Annotated in this window: 2 protein-coding genes; both read right to left on the bottom strand. The window is 34.5% G+C overall.

The window, feature by feature from the left end:
- Positions 1-633: ABC transporter ATP-binding protein (locus LZ634_RS22505; protein WP_234508946.1), on the bottom strand; the 633-nt coding region annotated here is incomplete at its 3' end.
- Positions 630-1,406, bottom strand: a complete 777-nt coding sequence (locus LZ634_RS22500; protein ID WP_234508947.1) for an ABC transporter permease — start codon at positions 1,404-1,406, stop codon at positions 630-632. The genes LZ634_RS22505 and LZ634_RS22500, both read right to left, overlap by 4 nt.
- Between the last annotated feature and the right edge of the window lie 370 nt (positions 1,407-1,776).

Raw genomic sequence — 1,776 nt, 5'->3', positions numbered from 1 at the left:
AGCATTATCTACAGAATCAAAATACGATACAGAATTATCTCTACCTAAAAAAACAGCCGCATCGCAATATTGTTTAAGTAAATTGATACTATGGGAAACCATTATAAAATTTGACTCTCGATGGCGTTGATTAAATATTTCCAAACATTTTTTCTTAAACCTTGCGTCACCTACTGAAGTGACTTCATCAACTAAATAATAATCAAATTTAAAAGCCATACTCAAACCAAATCCAAGTCGAGATCTCATCCCTGATGAGTATGTTTTTATTGGCATATCGAAATATTTACCCAGCTCAGAAAAATCGGCAACAAAGTCGATTTTATCTTTTAAATCTTTTTTTTCTGCGTATAGTCTGGAGACAAACTTTACATTTTCACGCCCAGTTAAACTGCCCTGAAATCCACCAGAAAGGCCTACTGGCCAGGATATAGTCTGCTTTGTACTAATTAGCCCATAATCCGGTCGGTCAACACCGCCTATCATACGTAATAATGTAGATTTCCCGGCACCATTTCTACCAATAAGGGCAATGCTTTTATTTGAAGGTAAGTCAAAAGTTAAATCTTTAAATACAAAGTGACGGCCCGCAGGAGTTGAATAACTTTTTGTTAATCTTTCTATTTTAATCATGAGGTTAACATGGCCTCTTCACGCACAGAATATAAACACAATCCAATAAATAATGACACTATTGAGCACAACCCAAGGTAATTTAAACTTGTGGCCCCAGTGATATATCCAGGAACAACAAACTCTCTGCTCAACTCAATAACATGGACAATAGGATTCCAAAGTAGATACCCCCAATAATCTTCAGGAACTGAATGCAATGGGAACATCACACAAGAGATAAAATAGAGTGGCTTAATCATTATTGGTAGAAATTTTTCTGTCTCAGGAAATGCATTACTCACCACCATGAATATTAGTCCTACTCCGCATGAAAATATGAAAAGAAAGAACCAAGCAAGCGCTAATAGCAAGATATTTTCAAGCGTAAAAACTTCACCTATCATTGCTAAAACAGTCATCAATAGAATAAAAACAAATATATATATAAATATTTCCAGAGCAGCTCTTGATATTAATGTATCAATCGGCTTTACCGGTCTATAGTTAAATAACCCTTGATTTGCTTCTATTGCAGAAATAGACCTATTTGTTATATTGCTAAATATAAAAAAAGGAATTATTCCATTTATTAAAAATACAGGAAAAGAAATATCTGGCATTGTCTTATGCATAACATACCCAAATATCCCCACCATCACCATCAGATGAGCAGCTGGCTCCAGCACCGCCCACAAATATCCCAATCTATACTTCCCAAAGCGGGTTTTTATTTCCCTCATGAATAATGCTTTGATTACCGCCTGCTGTACTTCTAAGCCACTCCTTGCCATATAACCTCTACTCGTAACTTTATTTTTTGGCACGCTACCGCCCATGGCTCATAGCAACCAGTCCGCTAACAGGGAAAACCTATATTTTGAGGGAATGTAAAACGGCGAGACACAAATATATTAAATGCCTGTGTTATATATTTCAGCTATTGAAGAGGCCCGAAATATCACTCCATTGAACATTTCAGAAGGCACTTATGCCTTGCTGTATTGTACTCAATATCAAATTATTTCGTAGCCTATATGATTTAGTTAAATTAAAAATATTTGTTAATTTAACTAAATCATAATAAGAAATTATTAGAATGGATGCGTGATGAAAATGAATAATTCTTTATTAATAAAATATAAATATTAATAAAACAGATGA

The sequence above is a fragment of the Kluyvera intermedia genome (assembly GCF_021440345.1).
GTDB lineage: Bacteria > Pseudomonadota > Gammaproteobacteria > Enterobacterales > Enterobacteriaceae > Kluyvera > Kluyvera intermedia_A.
Note: the sequence above shows the minus strand (reverse complement) of the source record. Positions and strands in the feature narration are given on the sequence as shown.

What these genes read in the sequence shown, in the direction of transcription:
- LZ634_RS22500 (WP_234508947.1), bottom strand. Translation starts at nt 1,406, where the DNA reads ATGGCAAGGAGTGGCTTAGAAGTACAGCAGGCGGTAATCAAAGCATTA.